Source organism: Mycobacterium sp. Root135 (assembly GCF_001426545.1).
Lineage (GTDB): Bacteria > Actinomycetota > Actinomycetes > Mycobacteriales > Mycobacteriaceae > Mycobacterium.
This window is the reverse complement of record NZ_LMEZ01000001.1, coordinates 954,496-972,286: the sequence shown is the minus strand read 5'-3', so window position 1 is coordinate 972,286 and position 17,791 is coordinate 954,496. Positions and strand designations below refer to the sequence as shown.

The window sequence follows — 17,791 nt, the reverse complement described above, 5'->3', positions numbered from 1 at the left end:
GTGTCCACCTCTCTGGCGGTCGTGCGGCTGGACCGCGACCTGCCCCTGCCCACCCGGGCGCACGCCGGCGACGCCGGCGTCGACCTCTACAGCGCAGTCGACATCGTGCTCACCCCCGGCCGGCGTGCCTTGGTTCCCACCGGGATCGCCGTCGCCATCCCCTTCGGGATGGTGGGTCTGATCCATCCGAGATCGGGACTCGCCACGCGCGTTGGGCTTTCGATCGTCAACACCCCCGGTACGGTCGACGCGGGTTACCGAGGCGAAATCAAGGTGACGCTCATCAATCTCGACCCCGAGGAGCCGATCATCGTGCGACGCGGCGACCGCATCGCGCAGCTCCTCGTTCAGCGGGTCGAACTACCCGAGTTGGTCGAGGTCACGTCGTTCGACGAGGCCGGGCTGGCTGACACCACCCGTGGCGCAGGCGGCCACGGTTCCTCCGGCGGACACGAGAGTTTGTGATGGCATTCGGTAAGCGCAAGAGCGGCGACGAGAAGACCCCCGGCACGGAGTCCTCGGACCTCGCGCCCCCCGTCGCCGACGACGACCTCGACGGTCCCTTCGACATCGAGGACTTCGACGACCCCGAGACGGCGCTGGTGGGTCGACACGATCTCGGCGCCGTACTGATCCCGGAGAACGAAGCCGCCGAACTCGCCGTCGAGGTCAACCAGCAGGGCGTGCCGACCATGGCGTGGATGGTGACGTCGAACGGACGCTACAACGTCACGGCCTACGCGGCGCCCAAGGCGGGGGGCCTGTGGCGCGAGGTGGTCACCGAGGTCGCCGATTCACTGCGCAACGAATCGGCCGAGGTCAACATCGAGGACGGGCCGTGGGGACGTGAGGTCGTCGGGCACATGACGAACGGTCCCGAGCCCGTGGTGATGCGGTTCATCGGCGTGGACGGCTACCGCTGGATGGTGCGCGGCGCCGCGGTCGGTTCGCCGGAGAACGCCGAGGCCATCGCCCGCGATCTACGAAATGCGCTGTCCGACACCGTCGTCAAGCGTGGTGACACGCCACAGCCGGTTCGCAACATGCTTCCACTGCAGCTGTCTGAGTCGCTCGTCGCGCGGCTGCGAGCCAGGGCCGAACAGATGATGGCGGAGCAGGCGCGCCTAGCCGGCCAGGAGTACGTGCCACAGCCGCCACCGCCAGAGCCGGCGGCGCGCCGCAGTGAGCAGGGCACGGCGATGCAGCAGCTCCGCACGATCACGGGCGGCTAGCGCCGGCTCAGAGCTCCATCAGCGCGCTCACGCACGCCGTCCCGAGAATGCCGGGGTCGGCGCCGAGTTCGTCGAGGGTGAAGGTGCGCAGAGCGGCCGCGGGAGCCGCGGCCGCCCATTCGACCGCCACGTCCAGCGGGTGGATCGGATCGTCGGTGGCGGCCGCAATGCCCATCGGGACCACGAGCCTCCCCAACTCCGCGGCCGTCGGAGCGACGTAGCGGGCGGCGGTGTCCATGGCGTCGGGAAGGTCGGGCCACTGACCGACCCACGACCGGGTGAGTTCGGCGCTCAACCACGGTGGGCTGGAGTCCCGCATCTGGCTGATCGCCGACGCCAGCCCGTCGCGCCGCAGCACGCCCGCCGAGTAGTGGGCGGCCTGCGCGGCCGTCGCGGTCTCCGGCGAGCCCGTCCACGCGGGCAGGCCGGCGAGAACCGCGACCGCGGCGGTGGGGTTCGCGAGCGCCCAAGACGCGGCCACGGCGGCGCCGATCGAAATTCCGCCGACGGCGATCGGACCCTGCCGTGCAGCGTCGTCCAAGGCCTCCACGTACCCCTCGACGAGCCGGGACGGCTGGGGCGCCGGAGTCACCACCACGGCGCCGACCTCGTGCAGGGCGTCGCAGAATGCGCGGTAGACGTAGTCGTCGTCGGATCCGGTGCCTGGCAACAACACCACCGAGACGCCGCGAAGGGTGACGGCCATCGTTCGATCGTGCCGTGTGCGTCAAATCACGTCCACGCGGTAGGACTGGAATGATCGGCGAAAGGGTAACCGTCCAACCTGTGCGCCACGTGGCAAATCGGAACCAAGAGGTCTACCGTGGCGTTGGTTAAGAGGTGGGTCAACGGGTGATCCACCACTTGGGTAGGAGAGACCATGGCTACGGCCGAAGGTTATCTACGTCGGCTGACGCGTCGGCTCACGGAGGACCCCGAACAGCAGGACGTCGAGGAACTCAGTGACGAAGCCGCGAACACCGGCGCACAAAAGGCCATCGACTGTCGGCGCGGCCAAGAAGTGACGATGGTCGGCACACTGCGGTGTGTCGAGACCAACGCCAAGGGATGCGCGGGCGGCGTCCGCGCCGAATTGTTCGACGGCACCGATGCGGTGATGTTGGTCTGGCTGGGCCAGCGCCGCATCGCGGGCATCGAGTCGGGCCGTACGTTGCGGGTGCACGGCCGTCTCGGCAAGCTCGAGAACGGCACGAAGGCGATCTACAACCCGCACTACGAGATTCAGAAGTGACCCACCCCGATACGGGGTCGGCGGACGAGATCGAGGCCGTAGCGCCCGATGAACCCGAGAACAAGCTGAATGCTCAGGCCATCCTGGCGCAGATGGGCGGTGTCAGCGGCCTGATCTATTCGTCGCTGCCCGTCCTGGTGTTCGTCCCCGTGTCGTCGTTGTTCGGCCTGAAGTGGGCCATCGCCGCGGCACTGGGCGTGGCCACGCTGATCCTGGTGTGGCGCCTGGCGCGCCGGGAGACGTTGCAACCGGCGATATCCGGGTTCTTCGCCGTCGGGGTCAGCGCCGGAATCGCGTACCTGGTCGGCGAGTCCAAGGGCTACTTCCTGCTGGGCATCTGGTCCTCGCTGGTGTACGCGGGCGTCTTCGCCATCTCGGTCGTCATCCGGCGACCAATCGTCGGCTACGCCTGGGGTTGGGTCAACGGGCGTGATCGCGACTGGCGGGGCGTCCGCCGCGCGTTGACGGCGTTCGACATCGCGACGTGTGTGTGGGCCCTGGTGTTCGGCGCCCGTTTCCTGGTGCAGAACCGCCTCTATGACGAGGACCAGACCGGGTTGCTCGGGGTCGCGCGCATCGCCATGGGCTGGCCGTTGACGGCCGTCGCCGCACTGGTCACCTATCTCGCGATCCGGGCCGCCCAGCGAGCCCTTCACGCCGCCGAGAACGCGGCACCGCACGCCGAAGAAGCGCGCGCCGACTGACCACCGCCCCGCGCCACGACGCGACCGATCGAACGCTGATAGCGGTTGCGGTACTGGCGTCGTTCGTCGCCTTCCTCGACGGGTCGGTGGTGAACCTGGCGCTGCCGGCGATCGCGGCTGACTTCGGCGGCGGGCTGGCTCTTCAGCAATGGGTCGTCGACGGTTATCTGCTGGCTCTCGGTGCGCTCATCCTGGTCGCCGGCGCCGTGTCCGACCAGTTCGGGAGGCTGGCGGTGCTGAGGACCGGGTTGGCCGTGTTCGCGGTCGCGTCCCTGCTGTGTGCACTCGCCCCGACCGGCTGGATCCTCGTCGCGGCGCGCTGCCTGCAGGGAGTCGGCGCGGCCTTCCTGGTGCCGAGCTCGCTGGCGATGATCAACTCCCGCTTCACCGGGGCGCGCCAAGCCGCCGCGATCGGCACCTGGACGGCGTGGACGGGCACGGCGTTCGTGGTCGGACCGCCGCTGGGCGGGCTGCTGGTGGACGCGTTGAACTGGCGGTGGGTATTCGGAATCAACGTGCTGCCGCTGGCCGTCACGCTGTATCTGGCGACGCGGCTTCCCAAGGAGGACGCCAACGCGGGGCGGTCCGGACGCGTCGACGTCGGGGGAGCCGCGTTGTGTGCCACCGGGCTCACCGGCGCGGTGTATGCGCTCATCGAGCAGCAGCGACTCGGTCCTACCCATCCCGCGGTGGTCGCCGGGTTCGTTCTCGGCGTGACGTGTCTGGTCGCCTTCCCGTTCTGGGAGCGGCGCGTGCCGAACCCGATCATGCCGCTGGGACTGTTCGCCTCACGCAACTTCGCGGTCGGAAATCTGGCGACGGTGTTCCTCTACGCCGCGGTCTCCCTCGGCTTGTTGCTGGTTGCGCTTTTCCTGCAGGAGACGGCTGGAATGTCGGCGGCCCTCGCCGGGCTCGCGACGCTGCCGCTTCCGGTGTTGTCGTTCTTCCTGGCCCGCCGGTTCGGATCCTTGGCGGGAACGCACGGGCCGCGGGTCTTCATGGCCGTCGGCCCCCTGATTGCCGCGGCCGGCTTCCTGCTGATGACGACGGCGCGCGCGCCGTTCGACTTCTGGACCCAGATGTTGCCGGGTCTGATCGTCTTCGGAGTGGGCCTGTCGGTCACGGTGTCCCCGTTGACGGCGGCGGTCCTCGCGGCCGTCGACCCGGCGCAGAGCGGTATCGGCTCCGCGGTCAACAACGCGGTGTCGCGGGTGGCCGGGCTGATCGCGGTGGCGTTCACCGGCGTGATCGTCGGGGCCGGCGCGACCGCGTCGTCGACGGCCATGGACTTCGCCGGCTTCCGGGCGGGCGCCGTCGTGGTGGCGGTGCTGTTCGCCGTCGCCGGGGTGGTCTCCGGGATCGGAATCAGCAACCGGCAGTGCGACATGGGTCTGGTGTCACCGGAGGCGTCGGCACGCTGTCACGACCGCGTGACGCCGCCGCCCGCCCTCGCTGCGTCCGACTGACCGCTCAGCGCGGGTGGAGCAGCAGCTCGCGCAGCTGATCCTCGACCTCGTCGGTGGTGACGAACAACAGCTCGTCGCCGCCTTCGAGCGGTTCGTCGTTCTCGGGGACGATCACGCGGGCACCCCGCAGGATCGTCACGAGAGCCGCGTCGCGGGGGAGATCCAGCCGCTTGACGGCCTTGCCGCCCCACGGCGTGTCGTCGGGCAGGGTGATCTCGACGAGGTTGGCCTGCCCCTTGCGGAAACTCATCAGGCGGACCAGGTCACCGACCGACACCGCCTCCTCGACCAGGGACGCCAGCATCCTCGGCGTCGACACCGCGACGTCGACTCCCCACGCCTCGTCGAACAGCCACTCGTTGCGGGGGTCGTTGACCCGCGCCACCACCCGCGCCACTGCGAACTCGGTCTTGGCCAGCAGGCTCAGCACCACGTTGGCCTTGTCGTCACCCGTTGCGGCGATGACGACGTCGAACTCCTCGAGCCCGACGGCTTCGAGCAGCGACAGCTCGCAGGCGTCACCGAGGCGCCAGTGCGCGGTCGGGATTGCCTCGGCGTCGATGTGATCGGGGTTGCGCTCCAGCAGCGTGACGTCGTGGGCCTCGACGAGTTCCCTGGCGATGGACCGGCCGACGGCGCCGGCCCCTGCGATGGCGACCTTCACTGTGCCCCTCCTGATCGGTCACGCATCGTCGGCGTCTTCGCCTGGCGGGAGTGCGGCGATGGCCATGGCCTCGGCGACGTGGCCGGAGATGGCAGCCATGTAGACCTGATCACTGGCCTGGATGACGGTCTTCTTGTCGGGGAGCAACCCGGTGCCAAAGCGGATCATGAACGCCACGCGTCCGCCGGTCACCGACTCGAGCGCCGTCACCCGCCGGCCTACCCAGCCCTCGTGCAACGGGAGTTCCGCGACGGCGACGTTGCCCGACGGGTCACGCCACTTGGTGGTCTCGCTCTCGCGGGTCAGGACGTTGAGCAGTCGGTCCGTGGTCCACGGCACCGTCGCCACCGTCGGGATGCCCAGCCGCTCGTAGACGGCGGCACGCTTCGCGTCGTAGATGCGGGCGACGACGCGCTCCACACCGAAGGTTTCGCGCGCGACTCGCGCGGAGATGATGTTGGAATTGTCACCCGACGAGACGGCGGCGAACGCACCCGCGCCCTCGATGCCGGACCGCAGCAGCACTTCCCGGTCGAAGCCCATCCCGAGAACGCGCTCACCTGGGAATTCGGGGGACAGGCGGTGAAAGGCGGTGCCATCACGGTCGATAACGGCAACTTCATGGCCAATTCGGGCCAAGCCATCGGCCAGCGACGCGCCTACTCGGCCGCATCCCATTACGACTACACGCACGCGTCGATCCTCCCAGTGGTTCGGCAGAAACGGAATGTGGCGAACCTGCGCACTCGGAACGCTACAGCCATTCACCCGTGCGCTTACTCTTGGCTCTCGTGTCCAAGCTTTCGACCGCTACTCGCCGGTTGCTACTGGGTAGACCCTTCCGCAGCGACGCCATGGGGCACACGTTGCTGCCCAAGCGAATCGCGCTGCCCGTGTTCGCCTCCGACGCCCTGTCGTCGGTGGCTTACGCACCGGAGGAAATCTTCCTGGTGCTGTCGGTCGCCGGCCTCAGCGCCTACACGATGGCGCCGTGGATAGGCCTTGCCGTCGCGGCGGTGATGCTCGTCGTCATCGCGAGCTACCGCCAGAACGTGCACGCATATCCGTCCGGCGGCGGTGACTACGAGGTGGTGACCACCAACCTGGGTCCGACCGCGGGGTTGACGGTGGCCAGCGCGCTTCTCGTCGACTACGTGCTGACCGTAGCGGTGTCGATGGCGTCGGCGATGTCCAACATCGGCTCCGCGGTGCCGTTCATCGCGCAGCACAAGGTGCTGTTCGCCGTCGCCGCCATCTTGATTCTGGCGTCGCTGAACTTGCGCGGCATCCGCGAGTCCGGCACGGCGTTCGCGATCCCGACCTACGCCTTCATGATCGGCATGTACGTCATGGTCGGTTGGGGGTTGTTCCAGATCTTCGTGTTGGACGATCACCTACAGGCCGAGACGGCGAATTTCACCGTGAAGTCCGAACACGGTGACGTCCTAGGTTTTGCGATGGTGTTCCTGGTGGCGCGGGCGTTCTCGTCGGGTTGTGCGGCGCTGACCGGAGTCGAGGCCATCAGCAACGGGGTGCCGGCATTCAAGAAGCCGAAATCGCGCAACGCGGCGTCGACCCTGCTGCTGCTCGGCGGTATCGCGGTGTCGCTGTTCATGGGAATCATCGTGTTGGCCAAGGAAACCGGGGCCAAGGTGGTCGACAGCGTCGAGCAGTTGGGTGGCGCCCCCGCGGGGTATCACCCCAAGACGTTGATCGCGCAGTTGGCCGACGCGGTGTTCCACGACTTTCCGGTGGGCCTGTACCTGATCGCGGGGGTGACGGCACTGATCCTGGTGTTGGCCGCCAACACCGCCTTCAACGGGTTTCCGGTGCTCGGGTCGATTCTGGCCCAGGACCGCTACCTGCCCCGCCAGTTGCACACTCGCGGTGACCGGTTGGCGTTCTCCAACGGCATTCTCTTCCTCGCCTTCGCGGCCATCGCATTCGTGGTGGCCTTCAACGCCGAGGTGACCGCGCTGATTCAGCTCTACATCGTCGGCGTATTCGTCAGCTTCACGCTGAGCCAGATCGGCATGGTCCGGCACTGGACCCGGCTGCTGCGCGTCGAGACCGACGCCATCCAGCGGCGCAGGATGTACCGGTCCCGCATCATCAACGCGATCGGTCTGCTGTGCACCGGCGCCGTTCTGGTGGTGGTCGTCGTCACCAAGTTCCGCGCCGGCGCGTGGATCGCAATCCTGGCCATGGGCGCGCTGTTTGGCATCATGAAGTTGATCCACAAGCACTACGCCACGGTCTCGACGGAGCTGGAGGCCCGCGCCGCCGAGGAGGGCGACGTGGTGTTGCCCAGCCGCAACCACGCCATCGTGTTGGTGTCCAACTTGCACTTGCCGACCAAGCGGGCGTTGGCCTACGCCAGGGCCACTCGACCCGACGTCCTGGAGGCGATCACGGTGAACGTCGACGACGAAGAGGCACACGCGTTGGTGCACAAGTGGGAGGACAGCGACGTGACCGTGCCGTTGAAGGTCATCGCGTCGCCATACCGCGAAATCACCAGGCCCATACTGAGTTACGTCCAGCGGATCATCAAGGATTCGCCACGCACCGTCGTCACCGTCTTCATCCCGGAGTACGTCGTCGGGCACTGGTGGGAGCAGGTGTTGCACAACCAGAGTGCGCTCCGGCTCAAGGGGCGACTGCTCTTCGAGCCCAACGTGATGGTGACGTCCGTGCCGTGGCAGCTGAGTTCCTCGGAGCGGCTCAAGGTCATCGACGAGCAGCCGGCACCCGGCGACGCGCGACGCGGGTTCCTCAAGTGAGCGCCCAGATGCTGACCCTGACCGTGGGCCCGCCCGCCAACGGCGGCAGCTGCGTGGCCCGTCACGACGACGGTCGCGTCGTATTCGTGCGGTACGCCCTGCCCGGCGAGGTGGTATTGGCCCGCGTCACCTCCGAACGCGGAAGTCATTGGCACGCAGAGGCCGTCGAGATTCTGGAAGCGTCACCCGACCGCGTCGACTCGATCTGCCACATCGCGGGCGTCGACGGGTCTGGCTGCTGCGACCTCGCCTTCGCGGCACCGGAGGCCGCCCGCCGACTCAAGGGTGACGTGGTGGCCAACCAGCTGGAGCGCCTCGGCGGTCACACCTGGGAGGGTGCGGCCGAAGAGGTCGGGACGACCGGTGCGATGGGATGGCGCACGCGGGTGCGGCTGGACGTCGCCGCCTCAGGGCCACAGGCCGGGCACGCGGGCTTCCACCGTTACCACAGCACTGAATTGGTGACCGATCTGTCGTGCGCTCAGGTGCCCGACGGCATGTTGGCTGGCCTGGACGGCGCGAAGTGGCCGCCCGGTGCGCAACTGCACGTGGTGCTCGACGATCAGGGGGCTCGACACGTCGTGCAGACGGGTCCGCGCTCCAACCGCAAGGCCTCGACACGGGTGGTCGAAGGGTCCTACGAGGCGACCCAGCGGGTCGGGGACCGGACGTGGAACGTGCCGGTCACCGCGTTCTGGCAGGCGCACCGCGACGCCGCGCCGACCTACAGCGCGCTGATCGAGGCCTGGGTCCGGCTGGACGCGGGCATGACCGCATGGGACTTGTACGGCGGCGCAGGCGTTTTCGCCGCGACGCTGGCCGAGGCGGTGGGGCCGACGGGGCACGTGCTGAGCGTCGACACCTCGCGCGGTTCGGCCAAGGCGGCGCGGACCGCTCTCGCCGACCTCGGCTGGGTGGAGGTGCTCACCGAGTCGGTGCGTCGTGCCCTCACCACGCAGCGTCGGCGCGCCGACGTCGCCGTGCTGGATCCGCCGCGCACCGGTGCCGGACGTGAGGTGATCGACCTGCTGGCCGCGGCCGAAGTGCCCCGGATCGTGCACATCGGTTGTGAGGCAGCATCATTCGCGCGCGACGTCGGCATCTACCGAGGGCACGGGTACGCGGTGGAACAGATCCGGGTGTTCGACTCCTTCCCGCTGACCCATCACGTCGAGTGCGTCGCGGTGCTGTCCCGCGCGTGAAGCGAGTTCTGGTGACCGGCATGTCGGGCACGGGAAAGTCCACGCTGCTGGCCGAATTGGCCCGCCGCGGGTACTGGACCGTGGACACCGACTACGGTGACTACTTCGAGACGGTCGACGGCGAGTCGCTCTGGATCGAGTCACGGATCGACGCGCTGCTGTCGGTCGACGACCCGCGCGGACTCTTGGTCATCGCGGGCACCACTCGCAACCAGGTGACGTTCTATCCTCGGTTCGACCACGTCGTACTCCTCAGTGCCCCTGCGGAATTGATCGTCGAGAGGTTGCGGGTGCGCACCGGCAACTCCTTCGGCCGGTCGCCGGCCGAGATGGCCGCGGTGCTGGCCGACCTCGCCGAGGTCGAGCCGTTGCTTCGTGCCTCGGCGACCCTCGAGATCGTGACGACCATGCCGGTCGCCGACGTCGCCGACGCGGTGGTGGCGCACGTTTCGTAGGCGACGTGGCGGCCGCGGGCTAAGGTAGACCGCGGTGTGCCGGGAAGTCTGGTCGGCGGTCGTCCTACGCTGCCCAACACCCGGGGGAAAACAATGTCCAACGCCACCGCACGACTCTTCAGCCGCGGCTCGTGGCCGGAGGCGAGTCGCGTCTCGGAAGTCCTGCGCCGCGAGACCGTCGGCGGCATGTTGCTGCTGGCCGCGGCCGGCGCTGCGCTGGTGTGGGCGAATTCGCCGTGGGCGTCCACGTACCGCGCGGTATCCGAATTCACCGTCGGACCGGAGAGCCTGCACCTTCGTCTGAGCGTCGCATCATGGGCGGCGGACGGTTTGCTGGCGATCTTCTTCTTCGTCGTCGGCCTCGAACTCAAGAGGGAGTTCGTCGCGGGGGATCTGCGTGACCCTGCGCGGGCCGCCCTTCCGATCGCCGCCGCGATCGGCGGGATGATCGTGCCGGCCGCGATCTTCATCGGGGTGAACCTCGCCGCAGGCGATCGGGAGAACCTCGGTGGGTGGGCGGTGCCAATCGCCACCGACATCGCCTTCGCCCTTGCGGTCCTGGCCGTGGTGTCGACGCACCTTCCGACGGCCCTCCGCACGTTCCTGCTGACCCTCGCCGTGATGGACGACCTGCTGGCGATCATCGTCATCGCCGCGTTCTACACCGACCACCTCGCTCTCGGGCCGCTGGCGTTGGCGCTGGTGCCGGGTGGACTGTTCGCCGTTGCCGTCCAGCGTGGGCTGATCCGTTGGTGGATCCTGCTACCGCTCGCCGCGTCCACGTGGGCGCTGGTTCACGCCAGTGGCATTCACGCCACGGTGGCCGGCGTCGTGCTCGGGTTCACGGTGCCCGTCCTCGGGCGTCACGCGTGCGCCGAACACTTCGAGCATCGACTGCGGCCCGTCTCGGCCGGCGTGGCCGTGCCGGTGTTCGCCTTCTTCGCCGCGGGGGTGACGGTCGGGGGTCTGGCGGGCCTGGCCGACGGGCTGCGCCATCCCGTCACCGTCGGCGTCATGGCCGGCTTGGTGCTCGGCAAACCGCTCGGTGTGTTCATCACCACATTTCTGCTCGCGAAGTTCACCAGGGCCACGCTCGACGACGACCTGGCCTGGCGCGACGTGCTCGGCGTCGCGCTGCTGGCAGGCATCGGATTCACCGTGTCGTTGCTCATCGGCGAGCTGGCCTTTGGTTACGGCACCGTGACGGGTGCCGACGCCAAGATCGGCGTGCTGGTCGGGTCGCTGGTGGCGGGGGCGTTGGCGTCCGTCGTCCTGGTCAGCCGCAATGCGGCGCACCGGCGCATTCACGAGCGGGAAACCGTGGATGCCGACGGTGACGGCGTGCCCGACGTGTACGAGCCTTGACGGGCCCGATCACGTCCCCGTGCGTAAACTGAGCTGATGCTTTCTGAGATCCGCGGTCCCGCTGATCTGCAGCACCTGTCGCAGTCACAGATGAAGGATCTCGCACTCGAGATTCGTGAATTCCTGATTCACAAGGTTGCTGCCACCGGCGGACATCTCGGCCCCAACCTGGGCGTCGTCGAACTGACGCTCGCCCTGCACCGGGTGTTCGACTCGCCGCACGATCCGATCATCTTCGACACCGGTCATCAGGCCTACGTCCACAAGATGCTGACGGGACGCTGCGCCGACTTCGACAACCTCCGCAAGAAGGACGGGCTGTCGGGTTACCCGTCGCGCAGCGAGAGCGAGCACGACTGGGTCGAGTCCAGTCACGCCAGCACGGCGCTGTCCTATGCCGACGGGTTGGCCAAGGCCTTCGAGCTCAGCGGCCATCGCAACCGTCACGTGGTCGCCGTCGTCGGTGACGGCGCGCTGACCGGCGGGATGTGCTGGGAGGCGCTCAACAACATCGCGACCTCACGTCGGCCGGTCATCATCGTCGTCAACGACAACGGCCGCAGCTACGCACCCACCATCGGCGGGTTCGCCGACCACCTCGCCGGCCTTCGCCTGCAACCCGGTTACGAACGGCTACTGGAGGAGGGCCGCAAGGCCGTCCGCGGTCTGCCGCTCATCGGCGAGGTTTGCTACCAGTGCATGCACAGCGTCAAGGCAGGCATCAAGGACGCCCTGTCGCCGCAGGTGATGTTCACCGATCTCGGCCTCAAGTACGTCGGTCCGATCGACGGCCACGACGAGCACGCCGTCGAGGCGGCGCTGCGACATGCGCGTGGCTTCAACGCCCCGGTGATCGTCCACGTCGCCACCCGCAAGGGCATGGGGTACGGACCCGCCGAGTCCGACGAGGCCGAGCAGATGCACTCGACGGGGATCATCGACCCACAGACCGGGCTCGCGACGTCGGTCGCGGCCCCCGGGTGGACGTCGGTGTTCTCCGACGAACTGATCAAACGGGCCGCCAAGCGTCGCGACGTCGTCGCGATCACGGCCGCGATGCCGGGCCCCACCGGGCTCAGCGCGTTCCGCAAGCGGTTCCCGGACCGCTTCTTCGACGTCGGCATCGCCGAGCAGCACGCCATGACCTCGGCCGCCGGGCTCGCCATGGGCGGCATGCACCCGGTGGTGGCGATCTACTCGACGTTCCTCAACCGGGCGTTCGACCAGATGATGATGGACGTTGCGCTGCACCGTCTTCCGGTGACGATCGTGCTCGACCGCGCCGGCGTGACGGGACCCGACGGCGCCAGCCACAACGGGGTCTGGGACATGTCGATCCTCGGCGTCGTGCCGGGCATGCGGGTCGCGGCTCCCCGTGACGCCGCTCGCCTGCGGGAGGAACTCGGCGAAGCCCTCGACGTCAAGGACGGCCCCACCGCGATCCGGTTCCCGAAGGGCGACGTCGGCGAGGACATTCCCGCCGTCGAGCGCCGCGACGGAGTCGACGTGCTGGCCGTTCCTGCCGACGGGCTGTCCCAGGACGTCCTGCTGGTGGCGGTCGGTTCCTTCGCCTCGATGGCGTTGTCGGTCGCCGAGCGGCTCCGCAACCAGGGCATCGGCGTCACGGTCGTCGACCCGCGCTGGGTGCTCCCGGTGCCGGAGATGCTTGGTCCGCTCGCCGCGTCGCACAAGTTGGTCGTCACGTTGGAGGACCACGGCCTGCACGGCGGCATCGGTTCGGCGGTGTCGGCTGCGTTGCGGCGCAACGAGATCGACGTGCCCTGCCGCGACCTCGGCGTCCCGCAGCAGTTCCAGGACCATGCCTCGCGCAAGGAGGTGCTCGCCGAGTTGGGCCTGACCGATCAGAACATCGCCCGTCAGGTCACCGGGTGGGTGGCCGCGCTCGGCAGCTCGATCGGCGAGTCCGAGGTCAGCGGCCGGGTCGACTAGGTCCCGGTCCCGCCAGCAGGACGGCGCGGGGTTCGGAGATCGTGTGGGGGAGCCACAGCGCCTGAATCGGCACCATCGGCGGGTCGGCCAGAGCCAGTACCTCGACGCGACCGCCCAACGCGGGGCCTGCCGGTGTGGTGAGGAACGCGACCCAGTCGTTGCCGATGACGGCGGCGGCCGGCGGGGTGCCCTGCATCGAATGCACGGTCAGACTGGGTTCGACGCCCGCTCTGCGGCATGCCGCCACCAGGAAGTCGGTATAGAACGAGAATGTCGGCGGCGCCCACACCACTAGCCCGTAGGCGGCGGCGTCGGCCAGCGTGGGCCGTTCCCGACCGGCGAGTGGATGTCCGGCCCGAACCGCGACCCGAAGCTCGTCGTATCCGATGACGGCGGCCGCGAGATCGGGGGGTGTGGTGGCGCCACGGCGGAGGCCGACGTCGACCGACCGGTCGAGCAGGCCCCGGTGCATGTCGTCGACGAACATCTGCCGCGCCGTCACCGACAGGTCGGGGAGCGCGGCTCGCACCGGCTCGACGACCGCGAACACCTCTTCCGCGCTGATCGCCGGAGAATGGCCGACCACGAAGGGCGGTTGACGTCCATGGGCCGTGTGTCGGGTGGCGTCGGCGAGACCGGCGACGGCGGCAAGGACGACGGGTGCCCCCTGGCGTAGGCGACGTCCCGCCTCGGTCAGCACCAGCCGACGCCCGCGGCGGTCGAACAAGTCGACCCCGAGACTCTTCTCCAATTGGCGCATCGCGCTGCTGAGCGCCTGTTGAGTCAGACGCAGTTGGTCGGCCGCCTCGGTCAGGTTCTCGTGGTCGGTCACCGCGACGAACTGCGCCAAGCGGTTCAGGTCCAGTGGCGGACCGGGGTCACGCTCGAAGGACAATGAATGCTTGTCGTTCGACCAGTTTTCGGTGTTGGTCATTTGTGTTGATCCTGCCCTACGTTCACCGTGCAGCGAGCCCGCCGAACGAAGGACGTCACCGTGACCGACCACAGCATCGAAGGCAAGACCGTACTCATCGCCGGCGGCGCGAAGAACCTCGGCGGGTTGATCGCCCGCGACCTGGCCGCCAAGGGCGTGGCAGCCATCGCGATCCACTACAACAGTGACGCCACCAAGGCGGCGGCCGAGGACACCGTCGCGGCCGTCGAGTCGGCGGGCGTTACCGCTCACGCCTTCCAGGGCGACCTGACCAGCGCCGCCGCCGTGGCCGAACTCTTCGAGCGGGCCAAGGCAGCCATGGGATCGGTCGACATCGCGATCAACACCACCGGAATGGTGATCAAGAAACCCATCGCCGAGGTCACCGAGGCCGACTACGACACGATCTTCGCGATCAACTCCAAGGCGGCGTTCTTCTTCATTCAGCAAGCGGGCCAACACCTTTCCGACGGCGGCAAGCTGATCACCATCGTCACGTCCCTGCTGGCGGCCTACATCGGGTCCTACTCCGTCTACGCGGGATCCAAGGCCCCGGTGGAACACTTCACCCGGGCGGCGGCCAAGGAGTTCGGCGCACGTGGCATCTCCGTCGTCGCCGTGGCGCCGGGGCCGATGGAGACGCCGTTCTTCTACGGCCAGGAAGACGAGGAGTCGGCGAAGTACAACCAGAACGCCGCCGACCTGTCGAAGTTCACCGCGACGGGACTGACCGATCCCCACGACATCGTCCCCCTGGTCCGCTTCCTCGTCGGCGAGGGTTGGTGGATCACGGGGCAGACGCTGCTCGCCAACGGCGGCTACACCACCCGGTAGGGAAAGGGGTCGCCCACTGCATAGGCTTCGCCCATGGATGCCGAACTGGAGCACTGGAAGACCACCGGTCAGTACTTCGACTACCTGGGTTTCGACGTGTTCTACCGCGTCGAGGGCGCCGGCCCGGCCCTACTCCTGATCCACGGGTATCCGTTCAGTTCCTTTGATTGGTCGCTGATCTGGCCGACGCTGACGCAGCGGTTCACCGTGATCGCGCCGGACATGCTTGGTATGGGCTTCTCGGACAAACCCGTGGCATACGAGTACTCCGTGCCCGACCACGCCGACATGCACGAGGCGCTACTGCATCAGCTGGGGATCGACTCCTTCCACGTCTTGGCGCACGACCTTGGCGACTCCGTCGGCCAGGAGTTGCTCGCACGGTACGAGGCAGGTGACAACGCCTACGGAGTGCCGGTGATCGAGTCGATCACCTGGCTCAACGGCGGCCTGTTCAACGAGTCGTACACGCCCCGACTGGTGCAGAAGCTGATGTCACGAACACCGTTGGGCGACATGGTGAGTCGGTTCCAGGGCAGCGCGGTGGCCCGGCGCGTCGTGGACCGCACCCTCGACGAGTTGTTCGGGCAGAACACCAAGCCGACGCCCCGGCAGCTCGATCGGTTTCACCAAATCATGGACTACAACGACGGCACGCGGGTGAGCCACAAGGTGGGCAGGTTCGTCACCGACCGCTACCGGTACCGCAACCGTTGGATCCGGGCCATGCGGGAGACTGCCGTGCCGATGCGACTGATCGACGGTCCGAGCGACCCCAATTCGGGCCGGCACATGGCGCAGCGCTACCTCGAGGTGATTCCCAATCCCGACGTCGTGATGCTCGCCGACGACATCGCGCACTGGCCGCAGATCGAGGCTCCCGAGGACGTCCTTCGGCTTTTCTTGGCGCACGTGGACCGGGTCGCCGCACTCTGACGTCTGCCTCAGTGCAGCGGTGAGCCGGGCAGCGGCCAGGCCATCGTCGACGTGGCCTCCATGATGTGCTCTGGTCCGCCGGGCGGCGGCCAGTCCCCGGCCTCGTACAGCCGGCGCCGGACCGCGACCCGCTCGTCGAGCCCCGGGAACGGCCAGATGTGGACGATGCGGGCCGGTCCGTCGAGTGCGTACATGACGACCGAGACCGGGTCGACGCGGTGGCGGACGGGGAGCTTGACCCGCCACCCGGCGATCGTCGCAGGCAGCCCGCCGGGCAGAAGGTGGTAGTCCCGGATTTCGTAGACCGCACCGAAGGCCCCGGTGACCACCCTCGGCATGAAGGGGAACGGGGCAAAGCCGTTCATAGTCAGATCGGTGAGGTGCGCACCGGCGCCGAAGGGGACGGGACTGTGGGCGGCCCGCATCCGCTCGGCGGCCAGCGCGGCGTCGTCGTCGAACTCGCGCAGGACGTAGACCCGGCCGAGCACGCCATGCTCGGCTTCCCAGCAACCCAGCAGCCGACCCCGTGACTCCGGGGCCTGCAACCAGCCGTCGACTCCGTCCTTGGCGGCCGCGGCGTCCGGCAGGCGGAAGGCCACCGTGGTCAGCTCGTAGCGAATCTTCTGGTCAGACGGGTCGACCTCGTCCCCGGTGATGGTCGCGGGCTGGTCCACGGTGCTCCTGTCGGCAGCGACTACGACTCCTGGGGATCCTGGGCAGCCGTCGGTGTCTCCACGGCTGTCAACGCCTCGGTCAGCACCGGCACCGTCAACTCCCGCTGCCACGGCCGCGCACCGGCCTCCGCCAGGAACGCGTCGATCACCGTCGCCGCGTTGCCGATCGGCTGCCAGTCCCACACCAGCCGGCGCACCAGGTCGGGTGTCAGCAGATTCTCGGTTGGCACCGAAAGCCGTTGGGACAGTGCGGCGAGTCCGGCACGGACGCGGTCGAGACGTTCGGCGGCCTCTGGCTTGCGTCGGCTCCACCGCACCGCAGGGGGCGGCCCGGTGACCGGCTCGGACGCCGTCGGAACGTCGTCGGTGGTGCGGGCGCGCGCCAGCGCGTCCAGCCACACGCCGGCACTGCGGCGCTGGCGTGAGCCGCCGAAGACGGGCAGCGCCACCAGCCTCTCGACGGTGTCGGGATTGACCGTGGCGGCGTTGATGATGGCGGCGTCGGGCAGGATGCGTCCCGGCGCGATGTCTCGGCGCTGCGCGATGTGGTCGCGCGTCGTCCAAAGTTCCCGAACGGCGGCCAGCGTCCGAGGGTTCTTGACCTTGTGGATACCCGAGGTCTTGCGCCAGCGGTCCCGCCGCGTCGGCGAGGCGACGTAGGTGCGCAGGTGCTCGAATTCCTCTGCCGCCCAACGGGTCTTGCCTTGAGCCTCCAGTTCGGCGGCGACCGCCGCGCGCAGTTCGAGCAGTACCTCGACGTCCAGCGCCGCGTAGTTGAGCCACTCCGACGGAAGGGGGCGCTGGGACCAGTCCGCAGCGCCGTGCCCCTTCACCAGGTGCAGTCCGAGAAGTCGTTGCACCATTGCCGCCAGATTGACCCTGTCGAATCCTGCCAGCCGGCCCGCCAGCTCGGTGTCGTACAACTGGGGCGGCACCATTCCCAGCTCGGCCAGACACGGCAGGTCCTGGTCGGCGGCGTGCAGGATCCACTCGTCGGTGTCCAGCACGTCTGCCAGTGGCGCCATCACCATCAGCGGGTCTTCGCCGTGGTTGACCGGGTCGATCAGGACCGAGCCCGCGCCCGCCCGCCGAATTTGAATCAGATAGGCGCGGTTGGAGTAGCGGAAGCCCGAGGCGCGCTCGGCGTCGATTGCGAACGGGCCGTGCCCCGACACCAGCAGTTCGGCGGCAGCCAGGATCTGGTCGGACGTGACGGCCAGCTCGGGTACGCCGTCGGCAGGGGACAGTAGCGGGGTCGCCTCGACTTCGGGCTCGACGGCGTCTTGCTCGGCCGTCGTCTCGTCGGGGCCGGCGTCCCCGGCATCGAAACCTTCAGTCAT

At 68.4% G+C, this 17,791-nt stretch carries 18 protein-coding genes; 12 read left to right on the top strand and 6 right to left on the bottom strand.

What is annotated here, in order from left to right; all coding sequences use genetic code 11:
- Entirely contained in the window at window positions 1-465 is a 465-nt protein-coding gene (dut, locus tag ASD37_RS04740; RefSeq protein WP_056549850.1) for a dUTP diphosphatase, read from the top strand.
- Window positions 465-1,232: a DUF3710 domain-containing protein gene (locus ASD37_RS04735; RefSeq protein ID WP_056548584.1), complete on the top strand. Its 768-nt coding sequence runs from the start codon at window positions 465-467 to the stop codon at window positions 1,230-1,232. The genes dut and ASD37_RS04735 overlap by 1 nt, the downstream gene beginning before the upstream one ends.
- Before the next feature lie 7 nt (window positions 1,233-1,239).
- Here ASD37_RS04735 and ASD37_RS04730 read toward each other — a convergent pair whose 3' ends face one another.
- Window positions 1,240-1,938 (bottom strand): hypothetical protein, encoded by a 699-nt coding sequence (locus ASD37_RS04730; RefSeq protein WP_056548582.1) that lies wholly within the window; start codon window positions 1,936-1,938, stop codon window positions 1,240-1,242.
- Between the two features lie 174 nt (window positions 1,939-2,112).
- Between ASD37_RS04730 and ASD37_RS04725 the strand changes: the two genes are divergently transcribed.
- The 3 genes from ASD37_RS04725 to ASD37_RS04715 all read left to right on the top strand — a co-directional run bounded on the left by ASD37_RS04725 (window position 2,113) and on the right by ASD37_RS04715 (window position 4,654).
- Window positions 2,113-2,484 carry an OB-fold nucleic acid binding domain-containing protein gene (locus ASD37_RS04725; protein WP_056548580.1) on the top strand — a complete coding sequence of 124 codons (372 nt, stop codon included), beginning with the start codon at window positions 2,113-2,115 and terminating at the stop codon, window positions 2,482-2,484.
- 92 nt (window positions 2,485-2,576) lie between these two features.
- On the top strand, window positions 2,577-3,188 hold the full coding sequence (locus ASD37_RS04720) for a DUF3159 domain-containing protein (RefSeq protein WP_082570004.1): 612 nt from the start codon (window positions 2,577-2,579) through the stop codon (window positions 3,186-3,188).
- On the top strand, window positions 3,185-4,654 hold the full coding sequence (locus ASD37_RS04715; protein ID WP_255354812.1) for an MFS transporter: 1,470 nt from the start codon (window positions 3,185-3,187) through the stop codon (window positions 4,652-4,654). The genes ASD37_RS04720 and ASD37_RS04715 overlap by 4 nt, the downstream gene beginning before the upstream one ends.
- A gap of 4 nt (window positions 4,655-4,658) precedes the next feature.
- On the opposite strand, the gene ASD37_RS04710 is transcribed toward ASD37_RS04715, so the two are convergent.
- Window positions 4,659-5,318: a TrkA family potassium uptake protein gene (locus ASD37_RS04710; protein ID WP_056548576.1), complete on the bottom strand. Its 660-nt coding sequence runs from the start codon at window positions 5,316-5,318 to the stop codon at window positions 4,659-4,661.
- An 18-nt stretch (window positions 5,319-5,336) separates the two neighbouring features.
- Entirely contained in the window at window positions 5,337-6,011 is a 675-nt protein-coding gene (locus tag ASD37_RS04705) for a TrkA family potassium uptake protein (RefSeq protein WP_082569935.1), read from the bottom strand.
- A gap of 98 nt (window positions 6,012-6,109) precedes the next feature.
- Here ASD37_RS04705 and ASD37_RS04700 point away from each other — a divergent pair, with 98 nt between their 5' ends.
- The 5 genes from ASD37_RS04700 to dxs all read left to right on the top strand — a co-directional run bounded on the left by ASD37_RS04700 (window position 6,110) and on the right by dxs (window position 13,073).
- Window positions 6,110-8,101 (top strand): APC family permease, encoded by a 1,992-nt coding sequence (locus ASD37_RS04700; RefSeq protein WP_056548566.1) that lies wholly within the window; start codon window positions 6,110-6,112, stop codon window positions 8,099-8,101.
- 8 nt (window positions 8,102-8,109) lie between these two features.
- Window positions 8,110-9,303 carry a class I SAM-dependent RNA methyltransferase gene (locus tag ASD37_RS04695; protein WP_056549845.1) on the top strand — a complete coding sequence of 398 codons (1,194 nt, stop codon included), beginning with the start codon at window positions 8,110-8,112 and terminating at the stop codon, window positions 9,301-9,303.
- Window positions 9,300-9,758: an AAA family ATPase gene (locus tag ASD37_RS04690; RefSeq protein ID WP_056549843.1), complete on the top strand. Its 459-nt coding sequence runs from the start codon at window positions 9,300-9,302 to the stop codon at window positions 9,756-9,758. Before ASD37_RS04695 ends, ASD37_RS04690 begins: the two co-directional genes overlap by 4 nt.
- 93 nt (window positions 9,759-9,851) lie before the next feature.
- Window positions 9,852-11,123, top strand: coding sequence for a Na+/H+ antiporter NhaA (gene nhaA / locus ASD37_RS04685; protein WP_056548565.1), 1,272 nt, complete (start codon window positions 9,852-9,854; stop codon window positions 11,121-11,123).
- Window positions 11,124-11,159: 36 nt separating this feature from the next.
- Window positions 11,160-13,073 (top strand): 1-deoxy-D-xylulose-5-phosphate synthase, encoded by a 1,914-nt coding sequence (gene dxs / locus ASD37_RS04680; RefSeq protein WP_056548562.1) that lies wholly within the window; start codon window positions 11,160-11,162, stop codon window positions 13,071-13,073.
- Here dxs and ASD37_RS04675 read toward each other — a convergent pair.
- Window positions 13,054-14,007, bottom strand: a complete 954-nt coding sequence (locus ASD37_RS04675; RefSeq protein ID WP_082569934.1) for a LysR family transcriptional regulator — start codon at window positions 14,005-14,007, stop codon at window positions 13,054-13,056. The genes dxs and ASD37_RS04675 overlap by 20 nt on opposite strands.
- Before the next feature lie 60 nt (window positions 14,008-14,067).
- Between ASD37_RS04675 and ASD37_RS04670 the strand changes: the two genes are divergently transcribed.
- Window positions 14,068-14,841, top strand: coding sequence for an SDR family oxidoreductase (locus ASD37_RS04670; RefSeq protein WP_056549838.1), 774 nt, complete (start codon window positions 14,068-14,070; stop codon window positions 14,839-14,841).
- Window positions 14,842-14,874: 33 nt separating this feature from the next.
- Complete coding sequence (locus ASD37_RS04665) at window positions 14,875-15,777, top strand: alpha/beta fold hydrolase (protein ID WP_056548560.1); 903 nt, start codon at window positions 14,875-14,877, stop codon at window positions 15,775-15,777.
- An 8-nt stretch (window positions 15,778-15,785) separates the two neighbouring features.
- Here the strand turns inward: ASD37_RS04665 and ASD37_RS04660 are convergent, their stop codons facing one another.
- The gene (locus ASD37_RS04660; RefSeq protein ID WP_156720713.1) at window positions 15,786-16,451 is read right to left on the bottom strand and encodes an NIPSNAP family protein; all 666 of its coding nucleotides are present in this window, start codon (window positions 16,449-16,451) and stop codon (window positions 15,786-15,788) included.
- A 20-nt stretch (window positions 16,452-16,471) separates the two neighbouring features.
- Window positions 16,472-17,791 (bottom strand): ribonuclease D, encoded by a 1,320-nt coding sequence (locus tag ASD37_RS04655; protein WP_056548558.1) that lies wholly within the window; start codon window positions 17,789-17,791, stop codon window positions 16,472-16,474.

Excerpts from the sequence above, each read along its gene's own strand:
- ASD37_RS04730 (WP_056548582.1), bottom strand. The coding sequence starts at position 1,938 with ATGGCCGTCACCCTTCGCGGCGTCTCGGTGGTGTTGTTGCCAGGCACC.
- dxs (WP_056548562.1), top strand. The coding sequence starts at position 11,160 with ATGCTTTCTGAGATCCGCGGTCCCGCTGATCTGCAGCACCTGTCGCAG.
- ASD37_RS04725 (WP_056548580.1), top strand. The coding sequence starts at position 2,113 with ATGGCTACGGCCGAAGGTTATCTACGTCGGCTGACGCGTCGGCTCACG.
- ASD37_RS04665 (WP_056548560.1), top strand. The coding sequence starts at position 14,875 with ATGGATGCCGAACTGGAGCACTGGAAGACCACCGGTCAGTACTTCGAC.
- nhaA (WP_056548565.1), top strand. The coding sequence starts at position 9,852 with ATGTCCAACGCCACCGCACGACTCTTCAGCCGCGGCTCGTGGCCGGAG.
- ASD37_RS04735 (WP_056548584.1), top strand. The coding sequence starts at position 465 with ATGGCATTCGGTAAGCGCAAGAGCGGCGACGAGAAGACCCCCGGCACG.
- ASD37_RS04695 (WP_056549845.1), top strand. The coding sequence starts at position 8,110 with ATGCTGACCCTGACCGTGGGCCCGCCCGCCAACGGCGGCAGCTGCGTG.
- ASD37_RS04655 (WP_056548558.1), bottom strand. The coding sequence starts at position 17,791 with ATGACTGAAGGTTTCGATGCCGGGGACGCCGGCCCCGACGAGACGACG.
- ASD37_RS04720 (WP_082570004.1), top strand. The coding sequence starts at position 2,577 with ATGGGCGGTGTCAGCGGCCTGATCTATTCGTCGCTGCCCGTCCTGGTG.
- ASD37_RS04675 (WP_082569934.1), bottom strand. The coding sequence starts at position 14,007 with ATGACCAACACCGAAAACTGGTCGAACGACAAGCATTCATTGTCCTTC.